The sequence below is a fragment of the Oscillibacter sp. CAG:155 genome (assembly GCA_000436875.1).
Lineage (GTDB): Bacteria > Bacillota > Clostridia > Oscillospirales > Oscillospiraceae > Oscillibacter.
In genome coordinates this window covers 1-22,823 of the sequence record FR890871.1, presented here as the reverse complement: position 1 = coordinate 22,823, position 22,823 = coordinate 1, and the positions used below count along the sequence as shown (strand labels likewise).

The window sequence follows — 22,823 nt, the reverse complement described above, 5'->3', positions numbered from 1 at the left end:
CTTGCCGGTAAGAAAGGAGCGTTTCCTTTGCAAAGCTCCCGTCTGAAAAACATCATCATCCTGATCCTGCTGTTGGCAAACCTTGCCCTTGCTGCCGTGGTGGCAAGCCGGCAGGTGGACCGTCAGGACGGCCTTAAGCAGGTGCGCCAGCAGCTGGTCACCCTTTTTTCCTCAGAAAACGTGGAACTGGATGAGAATCTCATCTCCTCCCAGACTCCGCCCCCGAGCCGTACCCTAATCCGGGACACACAGCAGGAAGAAGACCTGGCAGCCTTCTTGCTGGGGGACAACCTGCGCCGATCCGATCAGGGCGGCGGTATCTACCTCTATGGCAGTGACCGGGGCGGCGTCCAATTTCTGGACAACGGCAGCTTTGACGCCGCCGGCTCTCTGTCCGAAGGCTCCAGCGCCCGGGAGGCCTGTCGGGCTTTCTGCAAGGAATTTGGCTATGAGGACCTGACCTTTTCCTCGGACGGGACCTCCGCCACAGCAGTCCAATACTGCGACGGCTACCCGGTGGTCAACTGCACTGTCTCCTTCACCATAGATGCCGACGGTCTCCTGACAGTCACCGGCACCCATCTGCCAGATGCCTACTCGGAAAGTGCGCCGGAGGAATCGCCTCTGTCCGCCGCTGCCGCGCTGGACGCTTTTTTGAACGTTCACCAGAAAAGCCAGACCGCAGTCTCAAAAATCACCGACGTCTATTTGTGTTTTGAGCTTCAGAGCACCGCGTCCTCCGCAATGACACTGGTCCCGGCTTGGTGCATTGCAACGGACATCTCCGGCTTGAACTATTATGTAAACTGCATCACCGGGGCTGTCTCCCACAGCTGAACTCCTCCTATCATTTTTCACAACTTTTTTGTTTTTATGGAAACACAGTCAGGAAAGGTTTGCATTTCATGGCGGCGTATGGTATAGTTGCGGTGTGTGAGAATTTTTAAATTTTTTGTCCACAGTGCTCTTTCCCCGGGTATGAACCTGCATCGGGCGGGCAAACTGTCCTTACAGAACCGGGCGAATTGCTGCCGTGAAAGAAGATTCGTTTTAAGAGAGGGTAAACGATTTGACAAAGTATGTAATACAGGGCGGATCTCCCCTGTTTGGTGAAGTAAATATCAGCGGCGCGAAAAATGCCGCCGTTGCCATTATTCCTGCTGCGCTGATGGTGGACGGCGTCTGCCGCATTGAAAACGTTCCACAGATCTCCGATGTCACGCTGTGCCTGAAGATTCTGGAACAGCTGGGTGCCAACATCCGCGCCATCAACCGCCACACGGTGGAGATTGACTGTACCCATATCCGCTCTACCCGCACCTCCTATGAGCTGGCCCGGAAGATCCGTGCCTCCTATTATCTGATTGGTGCGCTGCTGGGCCGCTTCGGCCAGGCGGAAGTCGCCATGCCCGGCGGCTGCAATTTCGGCGTCCGCCCCATCGACCAGCACGTCAAGGGCTTTACTACCCTGGGTGCCAAGGTCGTGGTGGAGGGCGGCTTCATCCACGCCTCCACGGAGAATGGCCGTCTCAAGGGCGCCAATATTTACCTGGATGTGGTGTCCGTGGGTGCCACCATGAACATCATGATGGCCGCTGTCATGGCGGAGGGCAACACCGTCATTGAAAACGCCGCCAAGGAACCCCATATTGTGGATCTTGCCAACTTCCTCAACTCCATGGGTGCCAATATCCGGGGTGCGGGCACCGATACCATCAAGATCCAGGGCGTGGACCGTCTGCGGGGCGGCAGCTACGCCATCATTCCCGATCAGATCGAAGCAGGGACCTATATGGCCGCCGTGGCTGCCACCGGCGGCCAGATCCTGGTAAAGAATATCATTCCCAAGCACATGGACTGCATCACTGCCAAGCTGGTAGAAATGGGGGTGGAAGTGGAGGAGCACGAGGACACGCTGCTGGTGCGTCGCAACGCTCCCCTGCAGAAGACCAATGTGAAAACGCTGCCCTATCCCGGTTTCCCCACGGATATGCAGCCTCAGATCACCGCCGTTCTCTGTCTTGCACAGGGCACGTCTCTGGTGACGGAGAGCGTCTGGAACAACCGGTACCGCTATGTTGATGAGCTCAAGCGCATGGGCGCCAGCATTCAGGTGGACGACAAGACCGCCGTGGTGGAGGGTGTGGATCACCTGACCGGTGCTCCCATCCAGGCCTGCGACCTACGGGCCGGTGCCGCGCTGGTCATTGCCGCATTGGCCGCTAAGGGCGAAAGCGAGATCAGCTGCGTGCAGTATATCGAGCGGGGCTACGAAGACATCGTCGGCAAGCTGCGGGCACTGGGCGCTAACATCCGTGTGGTGGAAGAGCCTGGAGAAAACGAGGAGCTGGAAGCTCATATCGGCTGAGCATCCTCTCTCCGCCGCCGGGAATTCCCTTTTGTGGCAGGATTTCAGTCGTGTTGTTTTGCCAGGTGCAGCACTTGGCAAAACGGCCCGGCCAGCCCAAATCCGACGGCGGATCTCCGGTTTCCCGGATACATCTGTTTAACCGTTTGGCGTCCGCTTGGGGGATGGCGACGTTGGTCGGCATTTCCCGGGCGGACGTCCGCTTTTTTGATTCGATCCTGTTTGAGTGAGGTTTTTTCTTTGACCACCCTACATACTCTGGCCAGCGGTTCCTCTGGAAATGCGCTGCTGTTTTCCTGCGGTACCACCCATCTGCTGGTGGATGCTGGCATCTCCTGCCGCCGCATCACCAAATCTCTGGAGGGGCTGGGCCTGACCCCGGCGGATCTGACCGCCATCCTCATCACCCACACCCACGCCGACCACATCTCTGGACTGCAGACTCTGCTCAAACGAACGGACTGCCCCGTCTGTGCCTCTGCCCGGACGCTGGAAGCGCTTCGTCTCCGGCTGCCCGGGCTGGAGCAGCGTGGCATGACCTTGACCGCGCCGGTGTCTCTGGGGAATGTGCTGGTCACCCCATTCCCCACTTCTCATGACGCCCCCGGCTCCTGCGGTTTCCGTCTGGACGGAACCGGCGGAAGCGTGGGGATTCTGACGGACACCGGCTATGTGACGGAGGAAGCGGCAGCAGTGCTGCCGGGTGTGGACCTGGCAGTTCTGGAGGCCAACCACGATGTGGAGACGCTGTGCAGCGGCCCCTATCCTTATTATCTCAAACAGCGCATTCTCGGTGCTGAGGGACATCTGAGCAATGAAGATGCTGCCCGCTTTGCGGTCTTACTGGCGGAGCATGGTGCCAGCGAGATTCTGCTGGCCCACTTGAGCCGTGAGAACAACACCCCCGCTATGGCCCACCAGGCCGTGGAGACGGCTCTGTCCGCCGCAGGGCTTTGCCCGGCATTGTCCGTGGCACCACGGGACACCATGAGCGCTGCACACTCCGTGTGCAGGAGGGCTGTATGCAGAAAGTAAGTGTGATCTGCGTGGGAAAGCTCAAGGAGAAGTTCTACGCCCAGGCTACGGCGGAATACGCCAAACGGCTGAGCCGGTTCTGCAAACTGGAGATTCTGGAACTTCCGGAATCCCGGCTGTCGGACTCCCCTTCTCCTGCGGAGATCTCCCAGGCTCTGGCGGCGGAAGCTGCCCTGATTGAGGCCAAGCTCCCCAAGGGCGGTGCTCTGATTGCCATGTGCATTGAGGGTGAGGAACTCTCCTCGCCCCAGCTGGCGGAAAAAATGCGGCAGTTCGCACTCTCCGGCGTCTCCAACCTGACCTTTCTCATCGGCGGCAGCGTGGGACTGTCTCCCGCCATCAAGGCACAGGCGGATTTTCGCCTGTCCATGTCCCCCATGACCTTCCCCCATCACCTGGCCCGGGTGATGCTTCTGGAACAGATTTACCGGGCCTATCAGATCAACGCCGGCACAAAATATCACAAGTGACCATTTTCGAGCAAGGAGGCGTGTACAATGGACAAGCAGACCCCTGACTTCTGGGCAATAGAGGACCGCCATCTGCTGGAGCGTTGGCCCAAAACACCGGACGGGCAGCCTCAGCCGGCAGCCAAGCTGGCCATCCAGTGGGAACTGGACAGTATGGCAGACATCACGCTCTCCCTGCTGGAGGGCTGCGGCATCCCCGCTTTCAAAAGCGGCAGTCTGGGGAAAGTGCTGGGCGGTTTTGCCTCCCAGGGAGTAGAGATCTGGGTCCCTGCGAACCGGCTGGAAGAGGCGCAGGCCCTGCTGGAATCCCCCGCCGAACCGCCGGATCAGGAATAACCGCCCACAATTTCCAAGCGTTTTACGATCCAATGATATTAACATAGGAGGAATCGCATATGGACTTCATGAAAGAATACGAAAAGTGGCTGGCAAGCCCCGCTCTGTCCCCGGAAGAGCACGCGGAGCTGGAATCCATCCGCAACGACCCCAAGGAAATTGAATCCCGCTTCTATGGCCCTCTGGAATTTGGTACCGCTGGTCTGCGGGGCACCATGGCCGTGGGACTGCACAACATGAATATCCATGTGATCCGCTGGGCCACCCAGGGCTTTGCGGATGTCATCTCCGCCGAGGGGGAAGAGGGCAAGCGCCGGGGCGTGGCCATCTGCATGGACTGCCGGAACCACTCCATGGAATTTGCCCGGGCCGCCGCGGAGGTCTGCGCCGCCAACGGCATCCACGTCCGCATCTTTGAGTCCCTGCGCCCCACGCCCGAGCTGAGCTTTGCCGTGCGGGAGTATCACTGCCAGGCAGGCATCAACGTCACTGCCAGCCATAACCCCAAGGAATACAACGGCTATAAGGTCTACTGGGAGGATGGCGCCCAGCTGCCGCCCCATCACGCCGATGCCATCGCCCAGCGTCTGGAGCAGATCGACGTGTTCACTGGCGTAAAGTCCATGGACTATGACGAGGCGGTGAAAGCCGGGCTGATCGAAATACTGGGCGATGAGACGGACCGCCGCTTCATGGCCAATGTCACCTCCATGATCAATGACAAGGAAACCGTGGCCAAGGTGGCGGACACCTTCAAGCTGGTGTACACCCCCTTCCACGGCTGCGGCTACAAGTTGGTGCCGGAGGCTCTGCGGGCTCTGGGCATCAAGCATTTGATCTGTGAGCCCAAACAGATGGTGATTGACGGCAACTTCCCCACAGTGGTCTCCCCCAACCCGGAAAACCCCGAGGGCTTCTATCTGGCCATTGATCTGGCTCGGGAAAACGATGTGGACTTTATCCTCGGCACCGATCCGGACAGTGATCGTGTGGGCATCATGATTCGGGACCACAGCGGGGAATACCGCCCCGTTACCGGCAATCAGACTGGTGTGCTGCTGCTGGACTACCTGATCGGCGCTATGAAGCGCTCCGGCAAGCTGCCTGAAAAGCCGGTGGCACTCAAGACCATCGTTACCACGGAGATGGCCCGCAAGGTTGCTGAGGCCAACGGCGTGGCCTGCTATGATACCTTTACCGGTTTTAAGTTCATGGCGGAGAAAAAGAACGCTCTGGAGGAGAGCGGCCAGGGCAAGGTGATCTTCTCCTACGAGGAATCCTACGGCTATATGCTGGGCGACTATGTCCGGGATAAGGATGCCGTCACCGCCTCCATGATGCTCACCGAAATGGCCGCCTGGTACGCCGCGCAGGGCATGACGCTCTTTGACGCACTGGAAAAGCTGTATGAGAAGTATGGCTACTATGCGGAAAAGACCCACAATCTGGTGATGCCCGGCCTGGACGGTCTGAAGGATATGGCCGAGCTGATGAAGCGCCTGCGGGAGAATCCCCCCGCGGAGATCAGCGGCGTGAAGGTCGTCACCCGCAAGGACTACAGCAACGGTTCCGTGGTGGACTGCGCCACTGGTGGAACCAGCACCATGGAACTCTCCGGTTCCAATGTGCTGCGCTTCGAGCTTGCCGATGGCACCAGCGTTCTGGTCCGTCCTTCCGGCACTGAACCCAAGATCAAGGTTTACATCCTCACTCGGGGCAGCGATGCCGCTGCCTGCGCTGCCAACCTGGAAAAATACAGTCAGTGGGTTGCCGAGCTGAAAAAGTAATTTCCCTTCCATTCTGCATATAACATTCCATGAGGACCGTCCTTTTGGCCGGTCCTCATTTTCTATCGCCGTCCGCCCATTTAATTCTTGACATATGTTCTAAATCGTATATAATAAACATATGTCAAAAACAAGGAGGGACATCCGTGCCGCGAAATGCAAAATGCCGCCGGGTCTGCCAGATGCCGTCTCATTGCCGCTTTTCCCCGGAACAGCCCGGTCAAAAAGAGGCTGTGGTTCTGACGGTGGAAGAGTATGAGACGGTGCGGCTGATGGATTATCTGGGCTTCAACCAGGAATCCGCCGCCGCCCAGATGGGAGTTGCCCGCACCACTGTGCAGCGGATCTATGCCCAGGCCCGCCGGAAGCTCTCCATCTTTCTGGTGGAAGGCCGGCCGCTGACCATTGGGGGCGGCAGCTATACTCTCTGTCCCCGGCGGGAGGGGCAGGGCTGCGGAGGATGCGGCGGATGCCACGCCAGTAAAAGAAAGGACGCGTCAACATGAAAATTGCAGTGACCTATGAAAATGGATCTGTTTTCCAGCACTTTGGCCATACGGAACAGTTCAAGCTCTATGAGGTGCAGGACGGCAAGGTGATCTCCACCCAGGTAGTGGATACCAATGGCAGCGGCCATGGCGCACTGGCCGGTTTCCTGGCTGCCCAGAAGGTGGACAGTCTGATCTGCGGCGGCATCGGTCCCGGTGCCCAGATGGCTCTGGCGGAGGCCGGCATTCAGCTCTACGCCGGCTGCACGGGTGACGCTGATCAGCGGGTGGCTGAACTTCTGGCCGGCACCCTTGCCTATGCAGACAATGCCACCTGTGACCATCATGACCATGAGAGCGGACATACCTGCGGAGACCATGGCTGCGGTGAGCACGGCTGCGGCAGTCACGACCATACCTGCGGCCGCTGAACTTCCCCACAGCAAAACTGTAAAAAGGACCTCTGCCGGAAAATCAGCAGAGGTCCTTTTGTATTATGCCTCCGGCGGAACAGCCAGCTCAAAGCTCTCCCAGGTATGTCCGGCCGCTTCCACCGACGCCCAGGTCATCCCGGCCGCTTCACACTCTGCCCAGGTCAAATAGCGGAAGTAGAATTCCACTTCCAGATGACAGGGCAGAATATCCAGAATGATGGATTCAATCTGCTGGAATTCTGCGGGTACTCCGGCCACCTGAGGAAAGATTACCCGCAGATGCCCCTTCCCCATCTCTACGGCCTTCGCCCGGATTCCACAGCCGCTGAGTGTCCGGTCAATGGCCTCAGGTGTGAGGCTGTCTGCGCCAATCTGCAATAGCGCCGCAATGGCTGCCCGCCGCTGTTCCACGGTCTCTGCCGCGCTTCGCCGGGCAAAAAGCGCCTCTCGCCGGGAAAGCCCCTCCTCCTCTGCCGTGGCGGTCAGCGCCTCCCGCTCTGCCCTCTCCAATTGGCCGTTCACCGCATCCAGCTCCCCGCCAAGTGCGCAGAGTTCTCCTCCGCTGATGGAGTTTTCCGTAAGGTCGTAGATGCCCAGCGGCTCCAATAAGGTTTTCAGATAAACCGCATACCCCTCCATTTATGCCTCCATTTCCGTCACAGTCAGCGTTCCCAGCACAGGAAGCACCTTACTGTCCCCCGCAATATCCTCTGCCGGGTCGGAAATTCGATAGTTTCCCACACCATCCACCTCATAAATACGGTTCCCCAGTTCCGCCAGATGAATGGGTCGGCCCAGGAGCCTCCCGCTGAAAAAACTGCTCAGGACCGTCTCCACATTCTCCTTGACTTCTTGGAAATCCGCATTCTCCGAAGCCTGTACCGCGGCGGACACATTCACCGTTTTAGGGGTTGGGGAACATACGCTCACATCCACTGCGATTTCCCGCTTTTCCTGCAGATCCGCCCGGACCTCCTCGATGAGCTCTTCCTCCGGCAGGCCCGCTTCGGTTGCAATGTACACATCCACCGTTCCGATCCCGCGGGCCCGGCCCACCACCTGTGCCGCCGCCACTCCAGCGTGACTCATGGCCACCTGCTGATAATAAGCAGCATTGGCGCCGTTGGGCAGCCGCTGATAACTCTCCAGTATCCGCGCCCGCAGGCTCTCGTCCGACTCGGCGTCACTTCCGCCGGTAAAGGCCGCTGGGTTCGTGCAGGCCGTGACTCCCACCGGACAGGCCGTCAGGATGCGGATGGCACCGGGGGCCGCATTACCGCTGGCACCGGCCTCCACCGCCTCCGCCGGCACATCCACAGACAGCACACCCTCGGAAAGTACCGCCGTCTCGGTTGTCTGAAAGCGGACCTCCGATTCTGTCATGCATACGCTCCCTGCCGGGATGGTCAGATCCGCCGCAGGGGCCGTCTGCGTGGAAAAGCGCAGCGTTCCGACCGCCCGGGTCGCCTCCGTCCGGCTCAGTCCCCGCATGACAGCATGCCGCTCCAGATACACTCCCTGGGCTGTCTGAGGGAAGCTCTGATCCAGGACCCAGTCTGTCTGAAATTCCAACGCCTGGATCTGTGCAGCAGCGGCATACAGCCTCACTGCCAGATCACAGTCCTCCGCCGGCACAAAGCCGCTGCGCTCTGAAAAAGATGTCAGCAGCGCCTGATAGATTTCTTCCATGCTTCTCACGGTTGCCACCTCTTACATAATCTCTACCGTCACGGACAGCTGCTCTCCCTTCCAGACGAGCTCCACGGTCAATTCCGCCCCGCCGGTCCCGTTGTCCGTGATCTCCACATGTTCCACCGTTACCTCCTCCTCGGCCAGCGCCTCGGCCACATACTGTTCCGCGGCCGTCTGCCGCTGTCCGCTGGGGACCTGTCCCAGCTGCCACAAACGGCTCCCCAGTGTTTCCAGAAATGGGAACTGCCCCCGGTGTGCTGTCAGCCGGAACAACACCCGCTGGAGCAGCGCCTGACTTCCCTCCACACGTTCCAGGCCGCCGCAGCCATTGGCCACATAGTCTCCGCTCAGGAGCTTCAACGCCATCTCATACTCCCTCCGTACCGCAGGTGCAGGGCTTGTACGGCTCTCCGTTGACACTCAGACTGCCTTGAATGTCAATCCGCCCACGCAGCTCCACTGTCCCATTCTGCCGCAGGTATACGGCATTGCCGCCGGGACCGTAGAGATACACCTCGCCGGGCTTCATTTCCTCCGGAGCAGACTGGCGGGGCGCCGCCACGCCCCGTTCCGCCGCCACGCACTGTTCTTCACCGCCGGGCCCGCCTTTGATCACCAGCACCGCCATGCCGTTCTCCGGCAGCCAGGCATATCCTCCGGGGCCGTAAACCGGCAGTGCCCGCACCTCTCCCCGGGTCACCACGCCGGCCTGTTCTCCACCAATCGTGGTCACCCCCAGATCTGCATCCGCAGTGGGCATTGCCGTTTTCATTTGCCTTGAAAGCCACATTTTTCTATACTCCCTCCAATGTCACCGTCACTGTACTGCCGCTGTTTACGGAAAAGAGATTGTCTGCCTCCGTCACCCGGAACTCCCCGGAAATCCCCATCCGCTCCAGCTGTACCAGCACCCGCTCCCCGGGAAAGGCCAGGAAATTCCCCGGCAGCTGGATCGTCACCGTCCGCTCTCCCTTTCGGGATTTTTCGATCTGATACGCTCCCGTGTAGCGCATGGCAGCCCAGGTGCTCTGCCCGGGCGTATACAGGACCCGACGGCACTGGCCTCCCCGGTCGATCATATCCTGGTTTCGCACGGTGTAGGTGGTGTTTCGGGTCTTGTCGATGACCAGCACCTCCGTCAGCACACCGTAGTGGTCCTCCCGCAGAATGCAGGATAATACCGGAGTCTCCGCGCCGATTACCAGACGGCGGCCGCCGTCTGTCTCCGGCACTGCCAGCAGTTTTCCGTCCCGCTGGAAGCGGGGCGTGAATCCGCCGTAGGTCTCACAGAAATCCGCCAGCGCCTTCCACTGGCTGCTGCCAGCCGCCACCGTGTAAATGGAATTGGCCGTCACTGCCGCCATTTGCGTACACTCGATGCCGTAAGGCGTTGCATGGTTGCGCACAATCTCCGCAAGTGTCGCCCCCTGATACGTCAAAGGGCGGGATTCATTGTCCAGCAGCCGGGCGGCATACCCACGTCCGGCTACAGTTGCAGTCAGTCCCTCCGCCGTCAGTTCCACCGTATATTCATCCACAATGCCCCGCAGCATCACATCCCCGCCTTCCACAGCGGCAAACCCCGCCGCAAGGTGGAGTGGTTCCGCCATGGCGGCGTCATAGAGAAAAGTCACCGTATAGCTGTCACATGGCACAGACCCGGTGTAAACGATCTCCCATCGCAGCAGTGCCGGCAGTGTATAAGTTTTATGGTCACTGGTGATGATTTGTCCCGTCACGGAATCCGCACCTCATTTCCCGGATAGATCAGATTCGGATTTTTGATCTGCGGATTGGCCGCGATCAGCTTCGTCAGCGCCACACCATACCGTTTGGCAATTCCCCACAGGGTATCTCCCTTTTTGACGATATAGGTCACCGTCTCCGGTGCAGCGGCGGCAGTGCCGATCTGTGCCGGGGCAGCCACCGTTGCCAGTCCGGTACTGTACGCCCCGCAGTCCTCCCAGAAGGCAAAACTGTAGTGCACATAGTCCGGCAGCGGCTTCTCCTCCAGTTTCAGCGAAATAAAATAGGCGCTGGTGGTCCGCCAGACAGGATGGACCAGCAGCCCCGGCCCCTTCTGCAAAAAGACCTCCGACAGCGCCTGGAACTGCTCATAGGCGTCCGCTCCCGCAAAAGTCCCCTCTCCTTGGAAAATCCGGCGGGTCTCTCCCACGTCCTGAAGCACATATTGTCCAAAGGGCACCTTGTGAACGACTACCTGCCGCCGGTATTCCACGGAGTAGGTCTCCGGGTTGTGGGGCCAGGTATAATTCTTGTACCGCATCGGTGTGAGGAGCATTGGTCATTCCCCCTTTCCATCTGTGGAAAACGCACCGTCATAGCGGCGGGCATCCCGCTGGAATACGCGGGAGATCCTTTTGGGGTCCCATTCCTCTCCGCTGCCCGCCCAGGTCACCTCTGTCACGGTGTGCACCGGCAGACGGTCCGAAGACGAGCCTGCCTCCTCCCGGAACCGCTGCTGGATGGACAACGGCTCTCCCTGGAAGGTTTCTGCGGTCTCCCGGCCGTTTTCGCCGTCCTCCCACAGGTCCGTCACCGGACGTTCCCCGGGCATCCCGCCTCCCATCCGCAAACGGGATGAGAGGCGGGACGCGGAGATTGCCCGCCGAATGGTTTCGTTTTCGCTTGTCCAGATTGTCTCTTCATGCATGTGTTCATCCGGTTCCGCCCGGGAGCCCCCGGCAGACACGTCCGCACCGCTCACCAGTGCCCAAAGTGCGGCCTGCTGGCGCAGCAGTTCTTCCCCCATGTAGTCCACCGTGCTCACTCCCCTCTCAGCCGGTAAAACCGCGCCTCATCAAATTCCGGATTGACTGCTGCCGCTGTCTTTGCCGGCTCTCCTGCCAGCTGCCGCAGCAACTGTTCCATCTGCTGCCCCGTTAATGTTTTCAGCACAGCCGTCCTGTCTGCAAACACCATCTGCCCCTGGAAGAAGCAGCATTCCGCCAGAATACTGGCATTACACAGCATCACCCGCTCCAGCGGATCTTCCGCCTCCTCCCGGCAGGCCCGCCAGATTGTCAGCAGCCGGGCTGCCGTAGGCGAACGCAGCTCGTCGATCTGGGGGCTCATGCCGTGGTCTCCAGCCGTTTGGAGGCCACCACAGTGATTTTTTCCGCCACCATGGCATTGAGCTGCCCTTCCTCGTGGATCGCGCTCCACTCACAGCCGCTGTAAATGATCTTTCGGTCCGGCTTGCAGATAACCAGGGAAAAATCCTGCAAGTCATAGAAATTGATGCCGTCGGACACCGCCTCGTCCGTGGCATACAGGCGCGTCAGTTCCAGCGTGTACTGCTTCTGCCCCTCAATGGTCGCCACCGGCTCATTTTCGCCGAACGCCTCCACGCTCTGGCTGGACTTGGTGGCCTTGGCGGTGTAGCTTTGTACCACCGCCACCTTCTTTCCATCCAGCTCAAGATAGATGTCCGAGCTGGTCGGGAATCCGTTCATTCTTGTTCTCGCTCCCTTCTTACACCGTGATATGCACCGTCAGATAGATCTGGTTGAGGCCATGTGCCACGGCAAAGCTGAACCCCACCAGGCAGACCGTGGGGTCTTCCTCCGAAGCCGTCACCGTCACGTCGCCGTACCCGTCAATGATCTCCGCCTTTTTCTTCTTCTCCAGCTCCACGATCACCTGGGAGCGGATGGCACTGCGGGTCTGGGCTGTGTTCTTGGTGCGGGTGAATTTGCTGCGCAGGGCGTTGCGCACGGTGGGGATCAGATCGTCCACGATCAGGATCGTGGTCAGCTCCCGCCAAGTGCTGTCCGCCGCCTCTCCAGTGGTGGTCCGGGTGGTGATGCCCCGGATGGGGGACAGCACACCTGCCACGCTCTCCATGGGCGTGACACCGCCTCGCACCAGCAGGTCCACCTCGTTGTCGCTGTATGTTTGGGCCACACCCCCCAGGCCTTTCACCTCCGCACCGTTGAGCGGCACCGCCGGATCATGACCGGAGGCAATGACACCGGCCACCGCCGCCGCCATAAAGACGCCGGGCAGCGTCTTACCGGCACTGTCCAATGCGTCGGGGCCCACCAGGACCATCCGCTCGCTGTTGAGCTGCGATGCCCGCTCCACAAGCTCCTCGGCACTTTCCCCGTCACCGCCTACCACGGCGATCCGCTCCCGGCGGCTGGCGGAGGCCTCCTCCACTGCCGTCCGCAACGCCTGCTGCACCGTTACCTCCGCGCTGTCACACACCAGAATCTGCACATCCTGATCTGCCAGCGCTGCAAAGGCCGCCTGGTAATCCGCCAGCTGCCCGCTCGCCGCCACCCGCACGGCCACAACCGTGGCGGCTCCGTTAGTAAACAGCAGCCGCAGAATGGTGGACATGCCCGGCGTTTCGGAATCCTCGCCGAAAACCTCCACGCCGGCGGTGTAGCCGGTTACAATCACGGGCTCCTTCTCTGTCCCCTTGGCGGCCTTGGCTGCCACACCGATGATCTTGGCCGCCTTTCCGGCGGATACCACCGCCGAAGCGTCATAGGTCGAATAGACCCCCGGCCTCTCGTGTTCCACTACGCTCAAGTACGCACAACTCCCTTCAATGTAAAGTCCAAGAAGGCGGTTCCGTCCTCATGGCTCTTCGCCGTAAAGACCGCCTGGCACCGAAGGCCGCCCCGCCGCAAAAACATGCCGGTGGACTTCTCCCAGGAAATCGCCTCCCAGCTCAGCTCTCCGGAGCGGATTCCGGCGGGCAGGCCACCCAGCAATACCTCCGTTGCCGCTGCGCAGCCCTCCTCACACAAAGCGGCCCCAGGTGCGCGGATTTCCACAGAAATGACCGCCTCCAGCTGTTTGCCATAAAGTTCCTGCACCGTCCCGGCCTCCTCGTCCCAGGCCTGGCCCAGATAATTACAAAACCCCACAGCCCTGCCCTCTGCGGTTCCCACACTCACTGCGGCCACCGCACTGTCATACTGTCTGGCCCGCTCCGCGGGATACGCGGCCATAGCCGGTATGCCCGCCTGCTTCAATGCGTCAATGACCACCTGCGAGATCTGCGTCAACTCCTTCATCTGCTGTCTCCTTCGCCTCCTCCAAAACCGCCCAGTAAACCACCGCCTGCGCTCCCAGGCAGTAGGAGCGTCCGCTCCTGACCCGGAAGCGCCGGTCCTGCCAGCACAGGATCTCTCCCGTTTCCACAGGCGTCTCTCCCAGGTACAGCCACAGCCGTCCGTCCAGCCAGCCGATGCCGATCACCTCGTCCGGCACCTGCTCACTCTTTTCCGCCAGCGGCTGGAAAAATGCCCGGAGGGCCTGGCCGCCCGGTTCCATCGTCAGGTCCTGGCCGTATCTGGCCAGGACCTGTTCAAATAATGTTTTCATCCCCGAACGCTCCGGAACTGAAATTGCTGTGGGTCGATAAAAGGCGACATCAGATACTCCGCGGTCTCCCGCAGGCTCTGGGCCACCTTTGCCACCTCACCAGCATCCCGTTCCCGGACCGACACCTCCCCCGCTGTAAAGGATGCCGCGCCGGCATCGCCGCTTTGGAGCGTCAGGTAATCCGCGGCAGCGGAAACTGCAGCTGCACAGTAAAAGGTCTCTCCGCAGTCCTCCACTGTGACATTGGGCCGCAGTCTCCGGCTCCAGATGGTCAGTTCCGCCTGGCAAAGGGACTCCAGCAAAGGGCGGTCCTCATCCCCGGCGCCGGTCACTGCCTTCGCCGTGACAACCATGGCCGCAAACTGTTGCTCTCCGGCCGGGCTGGTTCTCTCCTGCGTATTCATACTTTCAGCACCTTGGACGCCTCGGGGAAGAGTTTGGCAAAGCCGGAGATGGAGGTGATGGCCGCCCGCTCCAGCTGGCGGTCGATGAGCTTGTCGTACTCCACCGTCACCTCGCTGCCGCAGATCTGCTCCAGTGCGTAGTGCCGGTCCAGACCAATGAGGGTCCCCTGGGGCACAGCGCTGCTGCGCAGCAGTTTCGCCCCCAGGGGAGTGGTCAGAGTACCCGTTCCCTGGAAGTTCAGGCCCGTTAAAGGATTCTGGAACTCGCTGAGCTTGAGCAGGGAGAGCATCACGTCGCTGCTCACCAGCATGGTGTTCATGGTGTAGGGATCAAACTGGCTCCAGAAGTCCAGCAGTGCACCGTAGTCCAGGGTCTTGGCGCTCCCGGAGATGGGAGGCGTCCCCACGGTAAAGACCTCTGCCGCATTGTCGTTGCCGTCGCCGTTGGTGATGACGTCCACGGCGTCCTGGAGATGCATCCGGCCGATGTAGGCGCCGATCTGGCGCAGTGTCACGGAGAACAGGTCCAGTCTCTGGAATCGGATGGCCTCGTAGGAGGCCACCAGCATCCGGCCCCGCTTGTGGAGACGCACCAGGTTCTCCTGGGTGCGAATAGTGGTCTCGGGGATGGCAGCGCCCTCCTCCACACGGCGCAGTGCCTTTTCCTCCTCGGTAGGAACAGAGGCGATGGAGCGGTAGTCCATGCCGTCAAAGCTGGTCACCGTGGCGGTGATGTCGGGCAGGATGCTCTCCTCCTCCAGTCCCTGGCGCACCACCCGGGAGACGAATTCCGGGAACAGCACGGCAGAGTCCGTGGTGTGGAAGAATTTTTCCACCATGTCGGACCCGGCCCCCTTCACCCGGATGTCAAAGCGTTTGAGCTGGCGCTGGAAGGCGTCCAGGCCCTCCAGCGGAGTGCCGCGGTAGTGCTCACTGGGGTCCAGCTCCTCCAGCGTCTGGGAAAAGCTGCGGCCGCTGCGGCCGTACATGCCCTTTTCCAGTTTCAGATTTTCGTAGTGATAAGCCATGTGTTTTCCTCCTTACAGTGCAAACGTAACGGTTTCGGCATCGGTGTCCACGTCCACCACCAGATGGCTCCGGCCGCCCTCATCCACCTGAACGCCGCCGGTGCCGTCGGCAGACAGGGTCTCCCAGCCCAAGGTCGGCACCGCATCGGTATATCCGGCCGTCACCAGGCCACCCAAAGCCACGGCGCAGGCGTCGCCGCCCCGGCTGACGGAGAGTACCATACCGCAGAAGGGGTCTCCCTTGGCGCAGGCCGCCACGGTGCCGTTGGCACTGACCTTCACCAGCTCTCCCTCCACCACATTATTTGCGGCAAAGGTTGCCGCCCACTGACCGATTCCCTCGTAAGAAAGTTTCATTGTTGTCCTCCTTTTTATTTGTCCAGGCCGTCAGACCAGGAACATCGACTCATCGTGCGCCTCCGGCATCCGGGGCTGCTGCCGCAGCTGCGGGGCCGCCGGAAAGCGGCTGTTTACCCGCGCTTCATAGGTCTTGCGCAGTTCCAACAGCTCCGGTTCCTCCAGTTTCTCCGCCACACCGGCAAATACCTGCCCGTCCAGTCCATCGTCCGCCAGCATCGCAAGGCGTACCACCTCCCGCCGCAGCTGGCAGAGGTATTTCCTGCCCAGTTCCGCCTGCTTGCGCAGGAGCTGCATCTGTCCATCCTCCGGGCCGAATCGCTTCACCACGCCGGCACTGCGCTGGGCCGGCACCGCCACGAAAGACCATTCGTACGCATCCGTGGGGTCCCGCAATTCCAGAAAGCACAGCTGTTCCCCATAGGTCTGTCCCTTCACATGGCTGCACATTCCCTCGGCCGCGCCGCACACGGAGCACACCCGCCGGGCCACGCTGCAGCCCACGCTGACCTCCTTTTTGATGCCACCCTCGATCTCCGCGATCAGATCCCGGTTTTTCTCGGTCCGCAGCAGATAGGCCCAACCCTTGAGCCAGCAGTATTCGTCTCCCGCCGTTGTCCGGCGGGCCGGCTCGCTTACCACTTCCGTCCGGTAAATTCGGGCGGTCTGCCCCTCGGCAGACCACTGGTGGTCGAAAAGGCCGCTCTTTCCCAGAAACAGCTCGCCCAGCTTTTCCAGAGCCGCCCGGTCAAACCGTTCAAAATCCCGGTCCACCTCGTTGTCGCAAAGCCGCACCGCAAACGTGTAGACCTCCTCCGCCGTCAGCGGTGACTTGGCAAACCGGTTGATACATACCAGTTCTTCCGCACCGGTTCCCTGCTTCTTCTCGCTTTCCAAATTCATGCCCCCTCTTCAATGTTTCCGCCTACGGGCCGCAGATGCTCCGCCGCGTCGTTTTCAATCCGCAGTTTCCGGGCCTGCTCCAGATACAGCTGCGCCTTGGCCTCTTCCACCTCGTCCTGCAAGTTGATGTCGTCCCACACCACCTCGTAGCCGCAGGTAAAGCCGTGCATCCGCAGCCATAGCCGGCAGATCCGTTCCACCGTGGGCGTCAGCGCCCTCCGGATGGCAGTGATCTCGGTGGTCAGAAGATCCGCCTGCTGGGCACTCATCCGCTCCGTAGAGGACCAGTTCAGTCCCAGCATAAAGGGCGGGATGCCCGTCTTGGCCACCACCTGTTCCAAAATCTGCCGTACCGGTACCTCGCTGTCCAGAATCGGCGCATCGCCGCCGATGACCCGGATATCCAGGTCTCCCCCCGCCACGAAGTCCCGTACGCTGCCTTGTTTGGTCTCCTGCATGGCCTGGGACCATTCCGATGCCAGCATCCGGCTCCGCTCTGCCGCCTGGCCGTTGCCGCCGTCCCGGCAAGTCACCGCAAAGCGCACGTTGCCGCACCGCTCCCAGTTGACGCCGATGGTGTGATAGATCTTCATTAAAATGTCAGTGAGAAACGGCAGCGACCGCATCAGCGACACGCCGTAAGGGTGTTCCGCCTCAGGGTGAAACGGCGTAAAGAGCAGCAGATTCTGAAACGGCAGCGGCTCCATCCGTCCCGCCTCGTCCGGCCCGCAGATGCAGAATTCCAGAGGCTGCGTCCCCTCCCGGATGTCGATGCAGTCCGCCCGGCCGCACAGCAGCGCCGCGATGTCCCGCCCGCCTCTGGCCGGGACGATCTCACCGATGGCCCGGCCGCAGACCAGCAAAGAATCCAGATAGCAGTCCAAAAAGGCGTTGATCCCCTGCTGCCCCCGGCCGGTGGGTACGGTCCGCAGAAATGCCTGCAGCTGCCGCTGCGCCGTCGGGTTCTGACAGGTGGCACTCACCCCTCCGGTCATACGGATCAGCTTGTAAATGGCAGCATCCACCACCGGCACTGCCTCCCGCACCGCCCGGTAGAGCTGCAATTCCCCGTTTTGCAGCGGCACATAGTCCGCCAGCATACCAAAGGGGTGGCGCTCTCCGCTGCGCAGCTGCACCTTCCCCGACATGAGCGGCTCCTTTTTCCGTTTGAACCAGTTCACTGGCCCTTATCCTCCTCTCCGTTTTTGCCTGCGGGTCATCCCGCTGATTTTCGTTCCACCCAGGCCGCCGCGAAACCTCCCCGGTCCTCACCGGCCAGATCCATGGCAAAATACCGCAGATCGTCCATAGCGTGATCCTGCTCTTTCCTGGGCGCATCCCGGTCCTTGCGGGTGTCCCAGCAGTAAACAGCCATTTCCCGGAGACAGTCCCGGCAGCTCTTGCACAGAACGATTCTGCGCCGCTTGAGCAGATCCGCCGTTACCCGGATTCCGTCCGCCACATCATTGTCTGCCGGGGTCACGGGAAATCCCGCCCGCCGCAGAGCCTGGATAAAGCTGGCCGCGGACGGGTCCACGATCACCCGTTCCGGCCTCCGGCCCGCCAGCAGTGTTCTGAGATCCTCTACGTACTCCGCATCGGTCTTCTGCTGCCCTGCTTGACGGGAATCGTAGTAATATTCCTCCGTCCGGTACCAAACGCCGTTCTGGCGCCCCCACAGTCCAAACGAAGCCGGGTTTGCTGTCCCGTAGTCCGCCGATACACGCCAGGCGGAAAAAGTTCCCTCAGGTACCGCCTCGGGGTCCCGTTCCGGATCATAAAAGTCGTAGACCCGGCCCTGGGCCGCCGTCCACTCCCCCAATACAAACCGGCGGTAAAACGTGCCGGAATAGGCACTGCGGTATCTCGCCCGGATTCTCGGTGTCAGAGCAGGGTTATCCTCCATGGTAAAGTGGAGATACAGCGCCCGCCGCTGCTGTGCCTTCAGAATCCACTCCTGATAAAACCAGTGAGACGGCCCCTCCGGGTTGCAGTTGAACCACAGACGGCTTCCGGGCACGCTGCACCGGGCACAGGCCTGTTCCACGAAGCTCCGGGGCATCAGCGCCGTCTCGTCCAGCAGTACCCCTGCCAGAGTGCTTCCCTGGATCAGTGCCGCACTGGACTCGTCCCTTCCGCCAAAGAGTAAAAAACGGTTCTCCCTTCCCTGGAAACGGACTGTCAGAAGGTTTTCCGAACGTTTTTCCCGACAGAGGAACCCAAGTCCCTGCAAATAGGGCAGCAGTTCCGTCAGCAGATTACGGCGCAAAGAGGCAATGGTCTTGCCGCACAAGCCGAACTGTTTTTTGTCAAATACCGCCATGGCCCAGAGGAAGAAGGAAAGTCCCATGGAAAAGGTCTTTCCGCTTCGGACAGCACCGTCACAGATGATCGCCTCCCAGTTTTCCGGACGACACCACCAGGAGAGCACCTGCTTTTGCTTGGGGGAAAATTGCGTGATTTCAGTCGTCTCCCCACGCCTCCTTTTCCGTACCCGCATTGGCCAGGGCCTGATAAAGCGACTGTGCCGCATTGGTGCTCCTGCTCTCCAGCAGACTGAAGAGCAGTTCCAGTGCCCGCAGCCGGTCTACCAGCTTGATCTCCAGTCCTCCCTTCTCCGTAGCCTTGAACTCCGCCACCGCCGTCAGATCCAAGCCGGAGAGTTCAGTCTCTCCCTGCCGAAGCGCCAGTCGCAGAACGTCGTCTGCCCTGCCAAAGGCCAGGTGCGCCAGCTGCCGCAGCACATCCTCCTGCCGCAGCTCTCCGGCGGCGGCCTCCCGCATGCGCCGCAGACACTGCCGGATTGGCTCTGTCCGCAAGCGTCCATATCCATCCTGATAGCCCGCCGCGGCTGCCGCCTGTTCAGCGTCCATGGTTTTCAGATAGGTCCGGCAGAACCTCTGCCGCTGTCCATCCGTCTGCTTTTCCACGGCTTCACCTCCTTATCCTTGTCTACACCCCTGGAGGCCGCAGCAGAAAAGTTGCACGTTTTCGTGCAACCGACCATAAAAATTTTGGGAAATGCCATCTGCCGGCCTCCGCCTTTCGAATCAGCGCTATTGTGCCGAACCGCGCCGAAATCCGCGTAAATTGGCATAAAAAAACTGCAAAAACAGCTGCGCAAAGCAGCTGTTTTTGCAGAAAACCATGTGAAGTTTTTCGGCTGATTTTTTTACGGCGCGCCACTGTGTAAGTTTTATGTCAGGCGGCCTGTCTTTTCAGATAAGGCTGGAGCAGTTTCCATGCCGCATCCGCATTTTTGATTCCGTAAAAAATCATTCCCGCGGCGCACTCGCCGGTGCTTTTGGCCTCCATTTCCACCTTGGGATGGCACGCCCGCCACCGCAGCTGCTTCTCAGCATCTTCCAATACTGCACCGCCCACCGCAAGGCAGGGCCACTCGGTTTGATCCCGGATGATCCGGCAGGCATCCACCTCCTGCAGCGGCATGTAGTAAAGGGACTTGTCCCTGCACATCAGAATCAGCCTTTGATCGGTGATCCAATAGTGCTGGGCCCGGATGTTTCTCCGCTCCATCAGCGGGGATAGAATCAGTACCACAGCCACCAGCAGCACCAATCCAATCACCCCCGGGTTTTTCTCTCCGTCCATCGACAGATACGCCACCAGTGTACCGCTGCCAAACAGCACGGCCAAGATCCACTGCCCAAGGATACGGGTATGATAAACCCCCTCCAAGAGTTCAAAACGGGCGGGGTTCCCCTGCCAGCGGATATACTCTCCCTTGTTCAGATACCCCCTCAGCTTTCGATCCATGGATCATGCTCCTTTCCCCTCTGTGGCTTTATGGGTCCATTATAACCGGCCATGTGCTTCAGTTGCTGTGAAGGCTGGCGGCATATTTGTCAAAAGGGCATAAAAGGACGCCCGTTTTTCGGCGAACTCTTAACGGAAAATTTACACGCAATCTGGTATACTAAAAGAGAATGTATCCTTGGCTTTTTGATCGCTTTAAAGGGGGCCTTTTCTTGTCAGCTTCTCCCAATCGCCCTTCGCGGCTGTTTACCTTCTCCTGGAAGAACTTTTTGATTTCTGCCGGAATCCTTGCCTGTGCCGTGGTTTTGTGCATGCTCCTCAGCATGGCGGACAGCCGGGATGGTTTTGCTTCCCCCATCTTTGTCTTGGCAGTGCTTTTGATTTCCCGGTTCACCGATGGGTACCTCTTCGGCCTGATTGCTTCCGTGTTGGGTGTCATCGGTGTGAACTTTATTTTTACATATCCCTATTGGGCCTTTAATTTTAAGATCACCGGTTACCCGCTGACTTTCCTGACCCTTCTCATGGTCTCCGTCATCACCAGCACTCTGACAACACAGGCCAAACAGCAGGAGCAGCTGCGGGTGGAAAATGAAAAGGAGAAAATGCGGGCCAATCTGCTTCGCTCCGTCTCCCATGACATCCGCACACCCCTGACCTCAATCATGGGGGCCACCTCCACCATTCTGGAAAACCCGGGGCTTACCCAGGACGAACAGCGAGAGCTGCTGGAAGATGCCCATGACGAGGCCCAGTGGCTGATCCGTGTCGTGGAGAACCTGCTCTCCATCACTCGTATCAGCGACACTCAAACTGCTCAGATCACCAAAGAACCGGAAGCCGCGGAAGAGGTACTGGGAGAAGCCGTGCGCAAGTTCCGCAAACGGTTCCAGCAGATCAAGGTTACGGTAGAAGCGCCGGACACGCTGCTGCTTGTCCCCATGGACCCCATTTTAATTGAGCAGGTTTTGTCAAATCTGATGGAAAATGCTGCCATCCATGGTGAGACCACGACGCAGGTCCGGGTGTCCGTTCAAAAAGAGGGAGCATTTGCCTGTTTTTCCGTTTGGAACGACGGACAGCATATTCCCGCCCGGGAATTGCCCACGCTTTTTGATGGAACCATCAAACACAGTGATACCGCCCCTGGAGACGGCAAGCGGAACATGGGCCTTGGCCTGTCCGTCTGCATGGCGATTGTCGGTGCTCACGGCGGCACAATGGAAGCGAAAAATCTTGATGTGGGGGTAGAATTTACTTTCCGCCTGCCCCTTTCTGAGGAGGAATTTGATGAACATCCGTGAAAAAATTCTGGTTGTGGAAGATGAGAAAAGCATCTCGCATTTTATCTCCACCGTATTGAATTCCCATGGTTATGAGGCGATCCAGGCCCGTTCCGGTGCAGAGGCGCTGTCAATCATTTCCTCGCATTGTCCGGACCTTGTGATTTTGGATCTGGGGCTTCCCGATATGGACGGCATGGAGATCCTCCGCAGCATTCGCAGCTGGTCCAGCCTGCCGGTGGTCGTGGTCTCCGCCCGCTCTCACGAGCAGGACAAGGTGGATGCGCTGGACTTGGGCGCAGACGACTATCTGACCAAGCCCTTTGGCACAGATGAACTGCTGGCCCGGGTCCGCACTGCGATCCGGCACACCCGCACTGCCTCTGGAAATGATGAAATTGCCCGAACGGGGACGTATACCGTGGGCGAACTGACCATTGACTATAACAAACATCAGGTCTTGGTCCGGGGAGAAAATGTCCATTTGACCCTCAGCGAATTTCGGATTGTGGCCCTTCTGGGAAAATACGCTGGTAAAGTTCTGACTTATGATTTTCTGATTAAAGAGCTTTGGGGACCCCGTGCCAGCGGGGACAATCAGATTCTCCGGGTGAATATGGCCAATATCCGCCGCAAAATTGAAAAAAATCCTGCAGAGCCGGAATATCTGTTTACGGAAGTCGGTGTCGGTTACCGCATGGCAGAAGGCGACTGATCCCTACATATCTGTACTCTCAATTTGCTGAGCAATCTTACGGCTTTGGAAAAGGCAGGGTCCCGTCTATTGACAGGACCCTGCTTTTTTTCAAAAGTAAAGGATTAGTTGATAATATTTTTATGCGATTTCTTAAAATCATAGCATATTCTAAACGTTTGTGTCCTATCTTTTAACAGCATTTCGCCTTAAAATCTGCTATCGTATAATTTAGATTTGGTCCTATTCGGACCAGAAAAGGAGAGTGTGTGTATGACAACATTTGTTATCGGCCTAGTCATCTTGTTCGTAGGCGCCGCACTGTACGGCAAGTTCTGCGAAAAGGTCTTTGGCCCCGACGACCGGGAGACTCCCGCCTACTCCAAGCAGGACGGCGTGGACTACG

At 59.4% G+C, this 22,823-nt stretch carries 30 protein-coding genes; 10 read left to right on the top strand and 20 right to left on the bottom strand.

What is annotated here, in order from left to right:
- Window positions 1-27 precede the first annotated feature (27 nt).
- The 8 genes from QZL67_RS03355 to QZL67_RS03320 all read left to right on the top strand — a co-directional run bounded on the left by QZL67_RS03355 (window position 28) and on the right by QZL67_RS03320 (window position 6,915).
- Window positions 28-837 carry a hypothetical protein gene (locus tag QZL67_RS03355; protein WP_022289359.1) on the top strand — a complete coding sequence of 270 codons (810 nt, stop codon included), beginning with the start codon at window positions 28-30 and terminating at the stop codon, window positions 835-837.
- 232 nt (window positions 838-1,069) lie between these two features.
- Complete coding sequence (locus QZL67_RS03350; protein WP_022289358.1) at window positions 1,070-2,368, top strand: UDP-N-acetylglucosamine 1-carboxyvinyltransferase; 1,299 nt, start codon at window positions 1,070-1,072, stop codon at window positions 2,366-2,368.
- 240 nt (window positions 2,369-2,608) lie between these two features.
- Window positions 2,609-3,403: an MBL fold metallo-hydrolase gene (locus tag QZL67_RS03345; RefSeq protein ID WP_022289357.1), complete on the top strand. Its 795-nt coding sequence runs from the start codon at window positions 2,609-2,611 to the stop codon at window positions 3,401-3,403.
- Entirely contained in the window at window positions 3,391-3,873 is a 483-nt protein-coding gene (gene rlmH / locus QZL67_RS03340) for a 23S rRNA (pseudouridine(1915)-N(3))-methyltransferase RlmH (RefSeq protein WP_022289356.1), read from the top strand. Before QZL67_RS03345 ends, rlmH begins: the two co-directional genes overlap by 13 nt.
- A gap of 27 nt (window positions 3,874-3,900) precedes the next feature.
- On the top strand, window positions 3,901-4,209 hold the full coding sequence (locus QZL67_RS03335; RefSeq protein WP_022289355.1) for a putative signal transducing protein: 309 nt from the start codon (window positions 3,901-3,903) through the stop codon (window positions 4,207-4,209).
- 59 nt (window positions 4,210-4,268) lie between these two features.
- Window positions 4,269-5,996 carry a phospho-sugar mutase gene (locus QZL67_RS03330; protein ID WP_022289354.1) on the top strand — a complete coding sequence of 576 codons (1,728 nt, stop codon included), beginning with the start codon at window positions 4,269-4,271 and terminating at the stop codon, window positions 5,994-5,996.
- A gap of 146 nt (window positions 5,997-6,142) precedes the next feature.
- Window positions 6,143-6,502: a DUF134 domain-containing protein gene (locus QZL67_RS03325; RefSeq protein WP_022289353.1), complete on the top strand. Its 360-nt coding sequence runs from the start codon at window positions 6,143-6,145 to the stop codon at window positions 6,500-6,502.
- Window positions 6,499-6,915: a NifB/NifX family molybdenum-iron cluster-binding protein gene (locus QZL67_RS03320; protein WP_022289352.1), complete on the top strand. Its 417-nt coding sequence runs from the start codon at window positions 6,499-6,501 to the stop codon at window positions 6,913-6,915. The genes QZL67_RS03325 and QZL67_RS03320 overlap by 4 nt, the downstream gene beginning before the upstream one ends.
- Before the next feature lie 63 nt (window positions 6,916-6,978).
- Here the strand turns inward: QZL67_RS03320 and QZL67_RS03315 are convergent, their stop codons facing one another.
- From QZL67_RS03315 to QZL67_RS03220, 20 genes are all read right to left on the bottom strand, one after another.
- A complete protein-coding gene (locus QZL67_RS03315) occupies window positions 6,979-7,557 on the bottom strand; it encodes a DUF2313 domain-containing protein (protein WP_022289351.1) in 579 nt (192 codons plus the stop codon).
- Window positions 7,558-8,607, bottom strand: coding sequence for a baseplate J/gp47 family protein (locus QZL67_RS03310; protein WP_292919775.1), 1,050 nt, complete (start codon window positions 8,605-8,607; stop codon window positions 7,558-7,560). It abuts the gene before it with no gap.
- Between the two features lie 21 nt (window positions 8,608-8,628).
- Window positions 8,629-8,976, bottom strand: coding sequence for a hypothetical protein (locus tag QZL67_RS03305; RefSeq protein WP_022289349.1), 348 nt, complete (start codon window positions 8,974-8,976; stop codon window positions 8,629-8,631).
- A 1-nt stretch (window position 8,977) separates the two neighbouring features.
- Window positions 8,978-9,370, bottom strand: a complete 393-nt coding sequence (locus QZL67_RS03300; RefSeq protein WP_292919771.1) for a hypothetical protein — start codon at window positions 9,368-9,370, stop codon at window positions 8,978-8,980.
- Window positions 9,371-9,404: 34 nt separating this feature from the next.
- Window positions 9,405-10,349, bottom strand: a complete 945-nt coding sequence (locus QZL67_RS03295; protein ID WP_022289347.1) for a hypothetical protein — start codon at window positions 10,347-10,349, stop codon at window positions 9,405-9,407.
- The gene (safA, locus tag QZL67_RS03290; RefSeq protein WP_022289346.1) at window positions 10,346-10,912 is read right to left on the bottom strand and encodes a SafA/ExsA family spore coat assembly protein; all 567 of its coding nucleotides are present in this window, start codon (window positions 10,910-10,912) and stop codon (window positions 10,346-10,348) included. Before safA ends, QZL67_RS03295 begins: the two co-directional genes overlap by 4 nt.
- A 3-nt stretch (window positions 10,913-10,915) precedes the next feature.
- The gene (locus tag QZL67_RS03285) at window positions 10,916-11,392 is read right to left on the bottom strand and encodes a hypothetical protein (protein ID WP_022289345.1); all 477 of its coding nucleotides are present in this window, start codon (window positions 11,390-11,392) and stop codon (window positions 10,916-10,918) included.
- Between the two features lie 5 nt (window positions 11,393-11,397).
- A complete protein-coding gene (locus tag QZL67_RS03280; RefSeq protein WP_022289344.1) occupies window positions 11,398-11,706 on the bottom strand; it encodes a hypothetical protein in 309 nt (102 codons plus the stop codon).
- Complete coding sequence (locus QZL67_RS03275) at window positions 11,703-12,086, bottom strand: hypothetical protein (RefSeq protein ID WP_022289343.1); 384 nt, start codon at window positions 12,084-12,086, stop codon at window positions 11,703-11,705. Before QZL67_RS03275 ends, QZL67_RS03280 begins: the two co-directional genes overlap by 4 nt.
- Before the next feature lie 19 nt (window positions 12,087-12,105).
- Window positions 12,106-13,161 (bottom strand): phage tail sheath C-terminal domain-containing protein, encoded by a 1,056-nt coding sequence (locus QZL67_RS03270; protein WP_292919773.1) that lies wholly within the window; start codon window positions 13,159-13,161, stop codon window positions 12,106-12,108.
- A gap of 5 nt (window positions 13,162-13,166) precedes the next feature.
- Window positions 13,167-13,661, bottom strand: a complete 495-nt coding sequence (locus QZL67_RS03265; protein ID WP_022289341.1) for a hypothetical protein — start codon at window positions 13,659-13,661, stop codon at window positions 13,167-13,169.
- The gene (locus tag QZL67_RS03260; protein WP_022289340.1) at window positions 13,624-13,971 is read right to left on the bottom strand and encodes a hypothetical protein; all 348 of its coding nucleotides are present in this window, start codon (window positions 13,969-13,971) and stop codon (window positions 13,624-13,626) included. Before QZL67_RS03260 ends, QZL67_RS03265 begins: the two co-directional genes overlap by 38 nt.
- Window positions 13,968-14,375: a hypothetical protein gene (locus QZL67_RS03255; RefSeq protein ID WP_022289339.1), complete on the bottom strand. Its 408-nt coding sequence runs from the start codon at window positions 14,373-14,375 to the stop codon at window positions 13,968-13,970. Before QZL67_RS03255 ends, QZL67_RS03260 begins: the two co-directional genes overlap by 4 nt.
- Entirely contained in the window at window positions 14,372-15,403 is a 1,032-nt protein-coding gene (locus QZL67_RS03250) for a hypothetical protein (RefSeq protein WP_022289338.1), read from the bottom strand. The genes QZL67_RS03255 and QZL67_RS03250 overlap by 4 nt, the downstream gene beginning before the upstream one ends.
- A gap of 12 nt (window positions 15,404-15,415) precedes the next feature.
- A complete protein-coding gene (locus QZL67_RS03245) occupies window positions 15,416-15,760 on the bottom strand; it encodes a hypothetical protein (RefSeq protein ID WP_022289337.1) in 345 nt (114 codons plus the stop codon).
- A 30-nt stretch (window positions 15,761-15,790) separates the two neighbouring features.
- Window positions 15,791-16,663 carry a hypothetical protein gene (locus QZL67_RS03240; RefSeq protein ID WP_022289336.1) on the bottom strand — a complete coding sequence of 291 codons (873 nt, stop codon included), beginning with the start codon at window positions 16,661-16,663 and terminating at the stop codon, window positions 15,791-15,793.
- Window positions 16,660-17,844 carry a serine/threonine protein phosphatase gene (locus QZL67_RS03235; RefSeq protein ID WP_292919769.1) on the bottom strand — a complete coding sequence of 395 codons (1,185 nt, stop codon included), beginning with the start codon at window positions 17,842-17,844 and terminating at the stop codon, window positions 16,660-16,662. The genes QZL67_RS03240 and QZL67_RS03235 overlap by 4 nt, the downstream gene beginning before the upstream one ends.
- A gap of 35 nt (window positions 17,845-17,879) precedes the next feature.
- Window positions 17,880-19,163 carry a PBSX family phage terminase large subunit gene (locus tag QZL67_RS03230; RefSeq protein WP_022289334.1) on the bottom strand — a complete coding sequence of 428 codons (1,284 nt, stop codon included), beginning with the start codon at window positions 19,161-19,163 and terminating at the stop codon, window positions 17,880-17,882.
- Window positions 19,126-19,593: a terminase small subunit gene (locus tag QZL67_RS03225; RefSeq protein ID WP_022289333.1), complete on the bottom strand. Its 468-nt coding sequence runs from the start codon at window positions 19,591-19,593 to the stop codon at window positions 19,126-19,128. Before QZL67_RS03225 ends, QZL67_RS03230 begins: the two co-directional genes overlap by 38 nt.
- Before the next feature lie 271 nt (window positions 19,594-19,864).
- Window positions 19,865-20,440, bottom strand: coding sequence for a hypothetical protein (locus QZL67_RS03220; RefSeq protein ID WP_022289332.1), 576 nt, complete (start codon window positions 20,438-20,440; stop codon window positions 19,865-19,867).
- Between the two features lie 269 nt (window positions 20,441-20,709).
- On the opposite strand from QZL67_RS03220, the gene QZL67_RS03215 reads away from it, so the two are divergent.
- Both QZL67_RS03215 and QZL67_RS03210 read left to right on the top strand, forming a co-directional pair.
- On the top strand, window positions 20,710-21,744 hold the full coding sequence (locus QZL67_RS03215; RefSeq protein WP_292919767.1) for a DUF4118 domain-containing protein: 1,035 nt from the start codon (window positions 20,710-20,712) through the stop codon (window positions 21,742-21,744).
- Entirely contained in the window at window positions 21,731-22,438 is a 708-nt protein-coding gene (locus tag QZL67_RS03210) for a response regulator (RefSeq protein WP_022289330.1), read from the top strand. The genes QZL67_RS03215 and QZL67_RS03210 overlap by 14 nt, the downstream gene beginning before the upstream one ends.
- Window positions 22,439-22,823: the final 385 nt, after the last annotated feature.